Source organism: Njordella aestuarii, assembly GCF_056494165.1.
Genome location: NZ_CM151397.1, coordinates 2,190,466 through 2,204,803, shown reverse-complemented (window position 1 = coordinate 2,204,803; position 14,338 = coordinate 2,190,466). Strand labels below are relative to the sequence as shown.

The 14,338-nt window shown below is 52.4% G+C and carries 12 protein-coding genes and 1 other RNA gene; 6 read left to right on the top strand and 7 right to left on the bottom strand.

Going from position 1 to position 14,338, the window contains the following annotated elements:
• Positions 1 to 61 precede the first annotated feature (61 nt).
• Both SH451x_RS08510 and SH451x_RS08505 read left to right on the top strand, forming a co-directional pair.
• The gene (locus tag SH451x_RS08510) at positions 62 to 970 is read left to right on the top strand and encodes a hypothetical protein (RefSeq protein WP_479362022.1); all 909 of its coding nucleotides are present in this window, start codon (positions 62 to 64) and stop codon (positions 968 to 970) included.
• A 144-nt stretch (positions 971 to 1,114) separates the two neighbouring features.
• A complete protein-coding gene (locus SH451x_RS08505) occupies positions 1,115 to 2,110 on the top strand; it encodes an RluA family pseudouridine synthase (RefSeq protein ID WP_479362021.1) in 996 nt (331 codons plus the stop codon).
• A 192-nt stretch (positions 2,111 to 2,302) separates the two neighbouring features.
• On the opposite strand, the gene SH451x_RS08500 is transcribed toward SH451x_RS08505, so the two are convergent.
• A complete protein-coding gene (locus tag SH451x_RS08500; RefSeq protein ID WP_479362020.1) occupies positions 2,303 to 3,298 on the bottom strand; it encodes an adenosine kinase in 996 nt (331 codons plus the stop codon).
• A gap of 426 nt (positions 3,299 to 3,724) precedes the next feature.
• On the opposite strand from SH451x_RS08500, the gene SH451x_RS08495 reads away from it, so the two are divergent.
• Positions 3,725 to 6,304, top strand: coding sequence for a protein kinase domain-containing protein (locus SH451x_RS08495; protein ID WP_479362019.1), 2,580 nt, complete (start codon positions 3,725 to 3,727; stop codon positions 6,302 to 6,304).
• Positions 6,305 to 6,521: 217 nt separating this feature from the next.
• Positions 6,522 to 6,869: a hypothetical protein gene (locus SH451x_RS08490; RefSeq protein WP_479362018.1), complete on the top strand. Its 348-nt coding sequence runs from the start codon at positions 6,522 to 6,524 to the stop codon at positions 6,867 to 6,869.
• A gap of 144 nt (positions 6,870 to 7,013) precedes the next feature.
• Here the strand turns inward: SH451x_RS08490 and SH451x_RS08485 are convergent, their stop codons facing one another.
• From SH451x_RS08485 to SH451x_RS08475, 3 genes are all read right to left on the bottom strand, one after another.
• Positions 7,014 to 7,370 carry a hypothetical protein gene (locus tag SH451x_RS08485; protein ID WP_479362017.1) on the bottom strand — a complete coding sequence of 119 codons (357 nt, stop codon included), beginning with the start codon at positions 7,368 to 7,370 and terminating at the stop codon, positions 7,014 to 7,016.
• A 74-nt stretch (positions 7,371 to 7,444) separates the two neighbouring features.
• Positions 7,445 to 8,920, bottom strand: a complete 1,476-nt coding sequence (locus SH451x_RS08480; protein ID WP_479362016.1) for a cryptochrome/DNA photolyase family protein — start codon at positions 8,918 to 8,920, stop codon at positions 7,445 to 7,447.
• A gap of 54 nt (positions 8,921 to 8,974) precedes the next feature.
• Positions 8,975 to 9,706, bottom strand: coding sequence for an SDR family NAD(P)-dependent oxidoreductase (locus tag SH451x_RS08475; RefSeq protein WP_479362015.1), 732 nt, complete (start codon positions 9,704 to 9,706; stop codon positions 8,975 to 8,977).
• Between the two features lie 264 nt (positions 9,707 to 9,970).
• On the opposite strand from SH451x_RS08475, the gene SH451x_RS08470 reads away from it, so the two are divergent.
• On the top strand, positions 9,971 to 10,867 hold the full coding sequence (locus SH451x_RS08470; protein WP_479362014.1) for a hypothetical protein: 897 nt from the start codon (positions 9,971 to 9,973) through the stop codon (positions 10,865 to 10,867).
• Between the two features lie 59 nt (positions 10,868 to 10,926).
• An RNA gene (gene rnpB, locus SH451x_RS08465) (RNase P RNA component class A) lies at positions 10,927 to 11,332 on the top strand.
• Positions 11,333 to 12,018: 686 nt separating this feature from the next.
• Here rnpB and SH451x_RS08460 read toward each other — a convergent pair.
• The 3 genes from SH451x_RS08460 to SH451x_RS08450 form a co-directional block, all read right to left on the bottom strand.
• Positions 12,019 to 12,483 (bottom strand): ExbD/TolR family protein, encoded by a 465-nt coding sequence (locus SH451x_RS08460; protein ID WP_479362013.1) that lies wholly within the window; start codon positions 12,481 to 12,483, stop codon positions 12,019 to 12,021.
• A 2-nt stretch (positions 12,484 to 12,485) separates the two neighbouring features.
• On the bottom strand, positions 12,486 to 12,899 hold the full coding sequence (locus SH451x_RS08455) for an ExbD/TolR family protein (protein ID WP_479362012.1): 414 nt from the start codon (positions 12,897 to 12,899) through the stop codon (positions 12,486 to 12,488).
• A gap of 72 nt (positions 12,900 to 12,971) precedes the next feature.
• Positions 12,972 to 13,691 (bottom strand): MotA/TolQ/ExbB proton channel family protein, encoded by a 720-nt coding sequence (locus tag SH451x_RS08450; RefSeq protein WP_479362011.1) that lies wholly within the window; start codon positions 13,689 to 13,691, stop codon positions 12,972 to 12,974.
• Positions 13,692 to 14,338 lie beyond the last annotated feature (647 nt).

Sequence of the window (14,338 nt, the reverse complement as noted above, 5' to 3'; positions counted from 1 at the left end):
GGCTGGTTTTACGACTGCACGGTCGCAAAGCATTCCTCCGAAACCTAAAATCGTTATCAATATGTCTGGTCAAATCGCCGAAACACCCGCGAATCGCTCTTCAAACCGCACTGAAATTCAGAGCAATCTGCTGGCGGATCGCCTGGAACGGTTCATTATTCGCACGAAACCATTTTTGCCATGGATTATTGGCGGAATCGTAGCGGCGGTACTGATTGCCATTCTGGTCGCTATTTTGTCAGGCCAAGCGCGAAAGCGGGAAGCGAACGCGTGGACGGAAATCTATTTTTCGCAATTACAGCCTGAGCAGTTGGAAATGATCGCGGGCGATTTCGATGGGACGACCGCTTCGTTGTGGGCGACACAGGAAAACGCCGATTCGAAGCTTGGGCAAGCTTTAATGCAAGTTTACTTGGACCGCCCCGTTGCCATGAAGTTGCTGTCGGAAGCTCGAGAAGGCTACGAAAAAGTCATGGCTGGAACCCGTGACCCGCTGCTAAACTCGCGTGCAACTCTTGGTATTGCCAAAACGTACGATGCAGAAGCGAACATAGAAAAGGCTGTCGAGCTCTACAACAAGGTGCTGTCGCTGCCGGGAACGCACGAACAACTTCAGGAAAGCGTGAACGAACGGCTGAAGTTCATGCAAAGCGCTGACGGTAAAGAATTCTACGCTTGGTTCTCGGCCAATTCGCCCGCAAATCCTCGCGAAGTCGGAACGCCAGCTGATTTGACCGAACTACCCGATTCCGCTGACTTCCAATTCTCGACGCCGCCAGCCCCACCAACTCCGCCCGCTGTCGACGCTCCAGCTGCTGAAACACCTGCAGTTGAAACACCTGCAGTTGAGGATTCGACCGCCGAAGCTCCAGCCGCCGAGACTGCGATTCCTGAGGTTCCTGGAGACTCAAACGCTTCGGAAACGGAAGCGACGGCAGAACCTGAAGCGGAAGCAGCGCCGGCACCGTAATTGTCGCGCGGTAAATCTTTGATGCAATTCTTTGTCGCGAGGTACAATTGTGCTTCGCTGCCTGATATCCCGATCGTACAACTCTACGAGTTCCGTGCGATCAACTCGCGAATTTATTTCACTTCTTTAGATTGCTGATGTCCTTTGTCTGATAGCCAACGTTGCTCTTTTGAGGTTTCGGAAGACAAAGACAATATCCGAATCGATCTGTTTTTGACGCTAGTCTGTGATGGGTACAGTCGAGTGTTCATCCGTAAAGTTGTTGCCGATGGCAATGTCACGGTCGACGGGGAACGAGTAAAGCCAGCCTTTAAAGTTCATACCGGCCAGCAGATCGTCGTTGATCTTCCTCCGCCTCCAACCGACGGTCCAATTGCGGAAGATATCCCGCTGGAAGTACTTTGGGAAGATGAGCATCTGGTTGTTATTAACAAACCGCCAGCAATGGTTGTGCATCCTGCCAAAGGACACTGGAAAGGCACGATGACCGCGGCGCTGGCGCATCACTTCCAGTCGCTCAGCAACGTTGGTGGACCGACCCGGCCAGGGATTGTCCATCGGCTTGATCGCGACACGAGCGGTGTTATTGCCGTTGCGAAGACCAATGAGGCACACTTTAAGCTAGCCGCTCAGTTCGAGAGCCGCGATGTGAAAAAAGAATACCGATGCATCGTTGTTGGCAGGATTGATCACGATCGCGATTGGATCAAAGCTCCGATTGGCCACCATCCCTACCAGCGTGAGAAGATGGCGATTCGAGCGGGGCATATGTCGAGTCGTGATGCAGAAACGTTTTTCGAAGTTATCGAACGTTTCGCGAGTCATACGTACATCAGTGTGCAGCCCAAGACAGGTCGAACACATCAGATTCGTGTTCATTTAGACCATTTTGGGCACGGCGTGTTATGCGATCGATTGTATGCAGGGCATGCTCAAGTGACTCGAGGCCAGCTCTTGCGCAAAGCTTTGCAAGGCAAACCAGCGACCGAAGCGGACAATGAGGTTATCTTGGATCGTCAAGCGTTACATGCCTTCCGTTTGCAGTTTTCGCATCCCATACACAACACGCCGATAGATATTTCCGCACCTCTTCCCGCCGATTTCGAGCGTACGCTGGAAGTATTGCGCAGCGTTTCATAAACCGCATCTGCTTTCTTCTTCCCGTAGCTGCGTTCGCCAAGAACGCGGGAGAAACTCGGTGCGTTCCCTGACCAGCATCCAGGCCAGATCCCTGAAAACGGGTGCCACTGCTGGCTTGCCCAGCAGTGCTCGTCGCGTAACGGCAAAGCTTCCCGATACGATGCGGTTGGACCAGCTTCTAGGCGAAGCCATCTACGATGCGCTCTCATTCCAGAATTCTTTAGCTCCGTGATGCAATCGAGCTCCGACTTGAGTGATCACTTTCATGCAAAGAAAATTCGCCCCCCGAGCGGTCGATCGCGGCGAGCAACCTTGCGTTATGCCGTACATGAACGCACCGGCAAACATATCCCCAGCCCCAGTTAAGTCCTTTGGCTGACAGGTACACGCTTTTTCGTGGAACTCTTCGCCTTGATATCGCACGTAAGCTCCATTCGCTCCATCGGTCAGAACACAGTTGGGCACAATATCCTTCAACATCGCGAATGCATCGACTGTGCTTTCAGTTCCAGTGATCGACATTGATTCGGGGCCATTGCAAAAGAGCAGGTCTGCGGACTCAAGTGCTTCTCGTAACGCATCGCCAAATACAGCTGGCACAAAAGCGTCTGAGCAGGTAATTGCAATTTTAGTTCCTGCAGCCTTGGCGACTCGGATTGCTTCGCGTATTGCATGTTGTCCAGTCGCAGGATTCGCAAATACGTAGCCTTCGATAAAGAGCCATTCGGAGTTCTCGATCCTGCGTGCCTCAATGTGTTCGGCAGCTAGCTGGCTTGAAACCGCCAAACACGTACGCATTGTTCGCTCCGCATCGGGCGTAATGATCGCGACGCACGTGCCCGTAGTTTCGCCCATCAGGACTGGGTTGCCGATGTCGATCTGCAATTGCGAAAACTCTTCGGCATAGTGCAGACCATAGCGATCATCCCCGACACAGCCAATGAACGCTCCGTTTCCGCCCAATTGCGAGATCGCGATAATCGAATTCGCAACCGAACCGCCGCTAGCAAGCTTTGGCTTATGGTGCGAAGATTCAAATCGTTTGAGCAGCTCAAGTTGCTCTGCGTGCTCGACCAGTCGCATTGTACCGCGTTCAAAACCTAGCCCTTCGAACTCCGTTTCATCGACGTCAACAAAGATGTCTACAATCGCATTGCCAAGTCCACAGACGTCAAATTCACGTTTCATCGAAATCCAAAGCTTTTTGAAGGTTAAGTTATGATTTGCAAAGTTCTAAATCACTGCTAATCGTGGTTGAAAAACGCATTTCCGCAACCCCCGGCGTCGTGTTTTATCTTAGAGTTCCAGTAGAACCTCGCCTTTACACGCAGTCAGCTTGTTAGCAGCTCGTACATGCTTCGGGTCAGATTGTGCTGGTCTCAATTCGCCAAATGGCGCTATTGCCGCTGAGTCTGCAGATTGGGCGATTTATTTGTTCATCAACGCATGTTATGATGTTAACCGGTGACTCGGGGCGTAGGCATCGCCTTTACCTGCGAGTTCCATCGGTCGTAGGCAAAACTGGAAGGAAATCGATGGTTCGAGCGAATTGCGCAGTGGTATTGAAGGCATTTCCTTTGTTGTCAGTCGATTTGATGCAAGGACAGATGTGGATTGAAAGTTGATAAACTGACGGTCGATCAGCAGAGGCAATTGCATGATCTGGGCTGGGAATTTGAAGATGCGTGGCTGTCAGGAACGCGTCCAAAACTGGAAGATTGGGTGCGGCGAGTTGACTCGGGCAGCCAAGCGGCTCTTTTTGAAGAATTGCTGTCAGTCGAAGTTGAATTGCTGAGTCAGAACAATCGCAACTCAGCAGTAACAAAACACCTCCGCGCAAACCTGGAAGCGACATGGCATGGTTCTAAACCCCCAGTACTCGTCGACTCTTATGTAGCGAGGTTTCCAGAAAGGGCAGACGTCGTACGTAACGTATTCGCGCGCATGACGGACCAAGCATCTATCCCGGAGCCGGCGACGACTTCGGATGCAAACAATTTATCGTCGGCGAACTTCCGATATCATTTTATCGAAGAGATCGCTCGGGGCGGAGCAGGGGTGGTCTGGCGTGTACTTGACCGCCATTTGCAACGCGAAGCGGCCGTTAAGGTCCTGCTTGATAGCCAAGATAACGCAGAAATGCGCCAGCGGCTCGAACGCGAGGCTCGGATTTGCGGCTGTCTACAGCACCCGAGCATTGTGCCTATCCACGAACTTCATTACTTCGACGACGGTCGCCCCTTCGTCAGTATGAAGCTGGTGCAAGGGGAGACTCTGTCAACGCTGCTGAAAAAAAATCCGTGTATCTCGCTTGCGGACGCGGCGAAGATCTTTGGTGAAACTTGCGAAGCGATCGCATTTGCGCACGAGCAAGGAATAATCCATCGCGACCTCAAACCCAACAACATCATGGTTGGGAGGTTTGGCGAGGTGCAAGTGATGGACTGGGGGCTTGGCAGGCAGCTACGGTCGAACGCCAGCGAAGATTCCAAGTCTTCTATTCTCGAATTACCTCAACCGCATGAGCGGACTAATTTCGGTTCGGTATTCGGTACTTTGGCTTATATGGCTCCAGAGCAAGCTCGCGGGGAAGTCGATGCGGTTGATGAACGAAGCGATGTCTTTTCGTTGGGTGCAATACTTTGCAAGATCTTGACGGGTGAACCGCCGTACGTCGCATCGTCGCCAGAGAAGCTGTTACAAATGGCCAAACAGGCTGATTTAACCGATTGCAATGCGAGGCTCTCGCAGGTTCGTGGTAACGCTAAACTAGTCAAACTTGCTCGCGAATGTATAGCTGAGTTTCCTGCCGATCGGCCTCAAAACGCACGCGAAATCGCAAATCGCGTCGATCAAATTCTGAAACCTAAATATCGACCAAGACTCGCAAAATGCGCCAAGGCCTTTGTCGCTTTATTAGTGATCGGACACATTGTGAACCTCGGACTCCTGTACTTCTATAAGATAAGGTCGGCCGAACTTGAAAAGCCTGCGGTAGACTTTGAACATTTGCAGGACCCGCAATCAAACTCTAAAGTCACCCTGGCTGTCTTGGAAGTAAAGCGTTTGAGAGAGTCAAAACGGTTTGACGCTGCGCTTAAAATAGTCGACGACTTGTCGAGAGAGTCGCCTGATATTGAACTGGAGATTGCAAAAAGCGAAATACTCTTAGAGATGGGCAAAGCTCGCGAGGGTGCCGAAAATTTATCCGCTGCCATAAAGCGCTACCCTCCACATGCGGCCGCATACTATGCGCTGTTCAATTGTTTACAGACTGTTCGTGATTTTGCCGAGCTCGAACGTATAACTACTGAGCTTGTTGAACGGTTTCCAAACGATGCACAAAACAACAAGTTGCACATGCATGCGATTTTGCACGCTGGGAAACTTTCGGATGCCAAAGTGCACTATCATGACATCCTCGAAGCGAATCCAGGAAATTCTTATTTGCGCAACGATGTAGCACGCAACCTTTTTCGCTGCGGTGAACTTGACGAAGCCGAATTTTATAGCGCGGAAGGGTTTTCGATTGACCCATGGCGTGCCGACCTCGCGTTTCTAATCGGCGAAATAGCGCTCGAACAAGGCAGATACAATGACGCCGTTAAGCACCTGGAATTAGCCATTTCTTTAAACCACGATGGAATCTTGGACAGCACCGTGGTTTACCAACTGCTAGCAAAATGTAACGATTTTAAGGCGATTGAAGATCAGTTAGAAAGCCTGCTGAATGATCCTGAAAGATTGAATGCTCTACCGGATTTATATCCGGTTCTCTTGAGCTGCATCAACAACGGCAATCGTCAAGAAGCAATCCGGATTTTTAACATGTCCATGGAGCGGAGCTCGATATTCCAGTGGTCGATACAGCAGTACGGGCGTACCTTGGCTCATATTGGCGACGAACTCGCAGTCCTCGACATCGAAGCGAAAGAACGTGATGATCTCGCATCGATTGGCGCATCGATCCTCTTTGCCGCTATTGACGGGATTGTCCAGTGGGATGGTCGCGATCTAAACAGCAGAAACCGAGCACTCCGAATATTCGATTCGTTGGAAAATTCAAAGAAACTCGAGCCCCTGCGTGCGCTCCGGCACGATCCTAACATTCCGGAAGCAAATCGCTTGCGGCTGAGCGAGGCTTACACGAAAGTTTATCTAGCGCGCACGGCACTGCTGCAGCTCGAATTCTAAGCCGCTGTGAACTCCAAAGTACTTCTTGCTAGCGACGTTTTTTGGGTAAACCCTTGCTTAAGAATTACACAAGCAAATTTACACAGTGTCTTTCGCAGCAAGCCTGACTAAGATTGATGGGTACGCTTGCCGTGAACAATCTTACCGAAGATGAAACTCTCCTACGTTTATGTTTACTTGTTTTCGAAAACTGAATTTGTTTCTTTGCTGTATTTTCATGTTCAGTTACGCTGCCAACTGGACGGAAGCGGCTGAGAGACTTCGGTACCAGGGGCAGTGGCGAAGCCAATCAACGGGACATACGGGCGCGGTTCGCGCTCGATTGACGCCGCAGCCTGACGGTTCGTACTTCGCGGTGTTTGCCGGACGATTTGCCAAGGTCATCCCATTCATATATCGCGCTGAATTGCAACCGGTTGGGAGCGATCGATATGTTTCAACAAAACAACTTGGGCCGCTCCTGGGCGAATATCGCATGTACGCGACGATCAACAGCGGCGTCTTCAACGCTCGATTCCAGGCAGCCGGTGACAATGGCACATTCTCGATGATGCGTCGACGTTAGCGACAACGATTCGCCGATTGCTCAGCCAATCCAACGTGCTACGACTGAATGGATTTCTTCACCCTCAATCGATTCGTGAGCGTCCAGCAAGTCTGCAATTTCGCTGATCGCTTGCCAACATCGGTCGTCGCTCAAAAACTGGAATTATCGCGAGCATGCACTTTCCAGAAGCCTCAAGCGTTTCAGTTCGTCAGGCACGATTGTGGCCGCGACGCGATCAGCCCGTTCCCAGTCATCCTGCCACTGCGCGACGGTCGCTGGATGGAGCGGTTCACCGGTGTAAACCATTTCAGCCGCTGGACCGGCCAGCAGCGTAAGGACTTCATTGCGTATTTGGGTTTGAGCCGTGCTGCCTTTCTCTTGCCACGCGACACTGATCGAGCCGGCTTGGTCGGGCCGGTCAAGCCAATCGCGTTCGATCGTAGCGAACAACACGCGTCCGCCCAAGAGCACAGCGATTACGGCATGACCGGCTTCGTGGTAGGCTGATTCTGGGTTCAAGATTGACTCAACTGGCTGCCGAGAGCGTTTAAAATTTTGGAGCCAAGAAGTTTACTTGATCGGCGTTCTCACCGTTAGTCGGCGTATTGAGCCAAATAGTTCTTCAGCTTGAATTTGCTCATCGTTGAATCGCTCGTCATGTAACGGATCTTTCCAAAGATCTCTCGTTCTGGTCCCCAAGCTCGATCATAACGCCCCAACACCCAGAAGATCCCGCTGTAAGAATTCGGGTCGCGACCATCCAGCGCGTATTTGTTATTCAGCTCGATCATGTAAGCCAGCGCTGTTTTCGGATCGGCCGTCCAGTGAAGAATCTTCTTTCCCCACAGCATCCTCAAATAGTTGTGAATACGGCCTTCGCGGCGCAGTTCGTTCTGCGCTGCATTCCACAGCGGGTCATGCGTTTCTGCTTGATCTAATTCTTCGAGCGTGTAGATAAACTCTCGCTTATCAGACGCATGTTCGGCCAAAGTTGTTTTCGCCCAATCTGGTAGCGAATCGTAGCGATCGTAATCCCGTTCCCGCGAAGTCATGTTGTAGCCGACTTCACGCCATGTGATCAGTTCGTCCAAGAACGCTTCGACGTGTGGTGCCGCTCCCCAGTAGCCCGCCCGAGACCCATTCGGCTTTTGTAGCTTATCAATATTCCAATCACAAGACTTCATCACCGCATTGAAGACATCGTGCGAAGATACAAAGCCGAAATGTAAGTGTGGACTTAAACGGCTTGCACCTTGAAGGTCCGGGACGTTACGATCCTCGGAATACCTCTCTAGTTTGTTGCTAACAAACTTCTTCAAAATTTGCTGACCAGTCCGTGCGCCTCCTTGAGAGTCAACAGGCTCAATGGAATGGTCAATTCGGAAGCGGTCAAAATTCGCCGTGCCTGATTTGAAGTCTTGCAGATTCGCTCGAGGCCATCGCTTTGTAATTTTCGCGCTGAGCTCAACCGGCGCAACAAGTTCCGCCTTGGCCAGTGGGTCTTCTTTCGGAAAGTGCTCGTAGTGGTTTGGAAACTCTTTCTGCATATATCGCCGAAACGAATGAGCAAGCGGGAATGTCCGATCAGCCGTGCGAAGCGGGATCAGCCCGTTCGAATCAACCAACTGTACGTTGACGTTCCATTTGCTAACGATCCGCTCGTAAAGCACCGGGTAGAAGAAGCAAGGATAGTCGTCGGTTACTAGCAGGCACGCCTCTTTGCTGCACGTTTCCAAGAACTCGTGCCCCGAATGTTCTGTCGTTTCAAGAAATGGATAGTAAGTAACGGGAGCGTCGGCAAAATCCTGCTCGTTGTCGATCATGCCATCGATAACAAAGCGATGAAAGCGATCGCAGGCCCATTTGTAACCAGTTCTGAGAGCTTCAATAACAATCAACGGTTTGCCAAGCTCCTCGGCCCACCATCGCGCATGTTGTAACGAAAAGTTGTACCTGCGACGGCGAAACGCATTCATCCAGTACAGTACGTACTTGGCATCTGGACGCACATCGACCGTCGTCAGCTCGCGAACTCGAATAGCAGGAATATTATAGGACTCGGTCGGCATAGTCAAAAGTTATCGATTGAGAGTTCGGCGATAGAATCAGCGTTGACGAGATGGTTATTTCTTTGCCATGAGTTTGACCGAACCTAAACCGCCGTCAACATTCAAGACTTGCCCAGTGATCCACCGGCTTTGATCGCTGATCAAGAACTCGATGGCAGCGGCAATGTCGTCGGGAGTACCTAACCTTCCGAGCGGGTGCAGCGCGACCGAAGACTCGACCGCTTTTGAGTTCGACATGATTTTGGCCGACATGTTCGAATCAAAAAGGCCTGGGGCGACGGCGTTTATTCGTACGGGGCGACCTGCGTAAGTTGCCGCAGCGGCGCGAACCAGACCTTCCACCGCAGCTTTGCTCGCCGCGATCGCTTCGTGCATCGCGAGCCCCATCGTCGCCGCCGTTGAGCTAACCAGGACAATAGAACCGCCGTCCACCAACCGATTGGCCGTTGCGCGGACTAGACCGAAGGCGGTCGTGACGTTCGCGTTGATCGTCTTCATATAGTCAGCGTGCGAAGTCAGGTGAGCCGGCTTCAGAAGAATCGATCCAGCCAGATTGACTGCGGCGGTCGGTTCGCCCAGTGCGTCGATTGCGTATTCGACCGCCGTTCGTAGTTGTTCCCAATCGCTGGCATCTGCAATGGCGTACCCCCAGCCGTAGGTGTCGGCCACTTTCTGCAAGCTTTCGGCTGTCCGGCCGATCAAGAATGCCTCACCGCCCGCCTCGTCGATCCGTGCGCTGAGCGCAGTACCGACGCTTCCGCCTCCACCAACGATTATTACTTTCATCTGCAGCCAGGTTTGTTTGTGACGTTAACTTCAAGGTGTAGCAAACCACTAGATAGCTATAGCAATATGGCAAGCTCCTTGGCGTTTCGTCGGAAGCCGCCAAAAGCTGTCAAAACTGAAAAATCAGATTAATTTTGCAAGCTTTCGACCGAGACCCAAGTTGGACAGTTAGTTTTTGAAACGAGGGCGGCTGCTCAAAAACTGTGCACGCTTTTGGCTGCTATCTTTTTAACCTGCCGTGCACAGATTTGAGGCATAGCTAGCATGATTGACGTAAAGCTAGAATTAGTAAGGACTTGCGACGCTAGCATTGTCTGCCTTGCGAATATGACGGCAAAACCTGACACGAAAAACGAGGAGCGGCTTGGTTGGCTCACCCTCGCGTGTCGTAACGCTTTCGACTCCCGCAAGGACAGACTGGTATTCGCAATGGAATATTCGAATCAAAATCACTTCGGCCAACAACCGGCTCCGCAATCGAATCAGCCTAATCATATGGGCCACGGCTCCAGCAACATGACGCAGCCTGGAATGTCAGCTCAGCAGCCGGAAAGCAATTCGGCGATGCAGACCGCAGTTCATGCTGGCGGTCCTGCGGATGCTCAGGCCACAGCGCCAACCAAGGCCCCTAAGAAGCTCGACCCAGCGGCCGAAAAGATAGCTAACGAAATGCGCGTCTTCGATCGCTTGGCTACCGAGCTCCGCGAACAGTTGAACTTGCAAGCGACTTTCGATGATCGCTGCAACCAAGTGAACCATCATGCAACAGAACTGTTTGGTGTCGCTCCGACCTGGGCGGCCTTCTATCGCGAAATCTTAGGTTGTGACGGTGTGCTGCGAACGATGTTTCCGGACGCGGCGTCCCGCGAACGTTACGAGCAGACCGCTCAGTATGAGCAGGTCCTAGAGATGCTGACCGCTTTGCGTTCCCGCGACTTGCCAGAAAACGACCCAACCGAATCGCAGCGCATGGTTACGATCCGCATGCCAAAATCTTTGTACGACGTCATCTGTGCGGAAGCCAATGGTCTTGGAATCAGCGTCAACAAGCTGTGCATTTCGCGAATCACTCAACGACTCGACAAGGCAGTAGTGCCGAAGACTGTCAAGAAGCGTCGCGGCCGTCGTCCAGGTTCGGCTGGCGAACTGCGATCCGTCTAGGTTTGCTGACTGGTGATGCACGTGTGAGGCCGGAGTCTTTGTGCTATGCTTGTCGCTGCGAAGAGGAGCATGCAATCGCTGCGCAGAAATGCGGAGAGGAAAGTCCGGGCTCCACAGAGTAGAGCGGTCGCTAACGCCGACCAGCCGTGAGGCTAGGGAAAGTGCCACAGAAAAGATACCGCCTGGCTCGCGCAAGCAAGTTAGGTAAGGGTGAAATGGTAGGGTAAGAGCCTACCAGAACCGGGGGTGACTCCGGTTGCTAGGTAAACCCCGCTCGGAGCAAGATCCAACAGAAAGCCATTGCGGCTGGCTCACGCCGGTCGCGATTCAAGTCGACTCGGCTTGACGCTGCTTTCGGGTAGATCGCTTGAGCCGGCCAGCAATGGTCGGCCTAGATAAATGATTGCACCTCTGCGGCTCAAGCTGCAGTTGTAACAGAACCCGGCTTATCGCTCCCCTTCGCTTTTTTTGTAGCAGAAAAACGCAATCGCATCGTAGCTGGCTTCGCCTAGAAGCCGGTCAAGCGCATAGTAGCTGGCTTCGCCTAGAAGCCGGGGACGAAGTGGAGAGCTTCGCCGTTTCGCCACGAGCACCTCCAGCCACATCAGCAGTGGCACCCTTTTTTAGAATCGCGGAGCGATGGCATATTCTAGCCTGGGGTGGAGCGAAACGAGCTATAGCGAGTTTACGCGGAACCCCAGGTTTCACGCCACAATAGTTCCTGAGTCGCGGAGCGACGGCATTAGAGGCTTATCGACAAAAGCGAACTACCGTCGCTCCGCGACTCGAAGGCGTTTATGGCCTGCAGTCCTATGACTCACTTCACAGGCTTCAATATACCATTGCTCCGCAATCCTTCCGTTGGGGAGCTTTACCGTTACGCTACGAGCACTGCTGGACAAGTCAGCAGAGGCACCCGTATCAGGAACCTGGCCGGGAACTATCTCAGGAAAACCAACCGAACTTCGCGCGCGTTCTGGCGAACGCAGCTACGGGAAGAGAGGAAGCGCTACTACGGGAAGAGGCGAAACGGCCCCTCAACAGACCTCCGTAACGCAATATCGCAAGATTTACATATTGCAAGCTTTACATATTTACACATGCAATCAACGGCTCAAAATCCAAAGGAAAACGATATAATTCGAGCTAATTCACTCGACGGCAAAGAAAACTTCGAGCGCCCCCGCGCCCTTTGCTAGATCGTAGACTTGCATAGCAAGCCCCATACTTGTCACACCAGTCGGATCGACGACGACGGGCATATCTGGCCGAATTTTTATCACTGCGGCTAACTTGTTGCCGATCTCACTCGGTCCGGAAATCGCATTGCTATTAAACGTATACGTCGCCGCAGGACTCGCCGGATCCTGATCGATCGTAATCACAATCTCCTCCGACTGCTCTGTCAAATCATCCAAGATATCGTCGATCGAACCCGACTGCTGGACGACTGCTGGTGGTGGTTCGGAAATGCCCGTCGGCATCGACCGCTCGACAATTTCAAAGCTTGCCGTTGCTAAGAAGAAAATCAGCAACAAGAACACGACATCGATCATCGGCGTCATCGCCAATTCAAGCTCGGTTCGACCTCGCAACTTACTCGTCAAATTCTTCATGGCTACTTGCCCTCCTTGTCATCGTACACCGCAAAGACCACGTCGGTCACTTGCGCTATGGCACATGCTTTCAACACCGGAGACACACGAGCGTACGGTGATAGTTTACCACAACGAACGCGAACCTGCAGCTTGCCTGCCACCTCGGCGGCGCGTGTCGCGAGCAAACGGCTGAGCTCTTCTACCTTCACTTGGGCCGCGCCCAACTGTACCGTACCGTCATCCAAGATATTGACCGTCGCACTGTGCTCGCCCGCTGCGATATTTGCATCGATCGCATTGGCCGCCGCCGGCAGGTCCAGCTTGACATTGTTCTCCTGCTTGGACAAATGACTACTGACCAGGAAGAAAATGATCAGCAAAAACGTGACGTCGATCATCGGCGTCATGTTGATCGCGACTCGTGTCCTTCGCATTGTTGCAGTCGGGTTTCGCATTCAACGTCACATTCAGTCGGAAACGGTTTCGCAAAGATCCACTGGCAGAAACTAAGTGCTGCTTCGCGGAGGATTTCCGGGCGCAGGGGCAGTCGCGACCGGTCGCCCTACGGCTGAACTCTGCATGCGTCGGCGGATCGGCTGGAAGACTTGTTGCGCCGCGTATATCGTCTCGGCAATCAACTGATCTACTCGATTTCGCAAGATCGCAAACGCACCCAAGGAAGGGATTGCAATCAACAGGCCAGCGACCGTGGTCACCAGCGCGGAATAGATCCCTTGAGCCAAATCGGCGGCCCCCGCTGTACCTTGCGACGCGGCGACTTGACGGAACGCCACAATCATCCCGCTAACAGTGCCCAATAGCCCTAGCATCGGAGCGATATTGCCCAAGACAGACAAGTACTCGATTTTGCGATAGAGCCTTGCAGCTTGTTCGGCGGTCGATTCCTCCATCGCTTTTTCGACTGACGTCCAGCCGAATTCAACTTCGGAAATACCGCTCGCGACTACGTAAGAAAGTGGCGAAGGTCGCTGGCGGCAAAGCTGATCGGCGTCTTTCAAACGTCCTTGTGCTAGCAATTGCCGAACCTGCTCTAGGTACTCTTCCGGAATGATGTCTTTCCGCCGCAAAGCAAGCGACTGGTCGATAATCAGATAGCCGGCCAGCAAGGAAAGCCCGATCAGCAGTACCATAATGGAGATGCCAAGAAAACCGCCGCTGAAGATAATCTGCATGAACGATTCGCTGCCCGCGTCTTGTGCAAGCATAAAAATAGAAGTGAATTCGATCACGCGTCAGTCCTTGAGGAATCAGTTCGTCGGTCAACCCTTGCCCGGTTGAATTCTATCGCTTCGCTGCAAATTAAAGTAGATAGCATTCAGCCGCAATAAGGTCGAGAGCTTGAAACGCATCGCAACTCGTCAAACGCTTCGTAGCTGGCTTCGCCTAGAAGCCGGGGATGTAGTGGGGAGCTTTGCCGTTACGCCACGAGCACTGCTGGACAAGCCAGCAGTGGCACCCGTTTTCAGGAATCGCACCTAGGTTCAGAAAGCCCATCTAGGTTCGAACGTGTTTCGTTATTGAATCGCGGAGCGATGGCATATTCTAGCCTGGGGTGGAGCGAAACGAGCCGAAGGCGAGTTTACGCGGAACCCCAGGTATGGTTGTAGTGGGGAGCTTTGCCGTTACGCCACGAGCACTGCTGGACAAGCCAGCAGTGGCACCCGTTTTCAGGAAATTGACCTGGAAACGTTTCAGGAATGGCACCGAACTCCCCCCGCGTTCTAGGCGAACGCAGCTACGGAAGAATTTCCAACGACGGGAGGACCACGCGGCTATAAAAAAATCCCACTGACGCAATGTCAATTTGCGTAGCTTGGGCGAGATATCGCGATTGAATCAATTGTTTGCATCG